The following is a 274-nucleotide window of genomic DNA, read 5'->3' as shown; positions in this document are numbered from 1 at the left end:
AGTGATGAGGAACTTCGCGGAATGGTTGCAAGTATGCAAATGCAGATGACGCAAGTGAACATGTTGACAATGCAATTGACGCAACAAAACGCTATGTTAACACAACAGTTGACCGAACTGAAAACTAACAAAACAAATACTGAGGGGGACGTTTAAATGATGAAGATGATTTATCCAACTTTTAAAGACATTAAAACTTTTTATGTGTGGGGTTGCTATAAAAATGAGCAAATTAAGTGGTACGTAGACATGGGTGTAATCGACAAAGAAGAAT

General features: G+C 36.9%; 1 protein-coding gene and 1 pseudogene. Both read left to right on the top strand.

Features of this window, described 5'->3' with window-relative positions:
* Positions 1-156 (top strand): annotated as a pseudogene (locus tag FPQ13_RS13825) (DUF2977 domain-containing protein); the annotation flags it as partial.
* A 3-nt stretch (positions 157-159) separates the two neighbouring features.
* Positions 160-274: XkdX family protein (locus FPQ13_RS12925; RefSeq protein WP_053862977.1), on the top strand; the 115-nt coding region annotated here is incomplete at its 3' end.

It is taken from the genome of Allobacillus salarius (assembly GCF_007559425.1).
Lineage (GTDB): Bacteria > Bacillota > Bacilli > Bacillales > Alkalibacillaceae > Allobacillus > Allobacillus salarius.
Note: the sequence above shows the minus strand (reverse complement) of the source record. Positions and strands in the feature narration are given on the sequence as shown.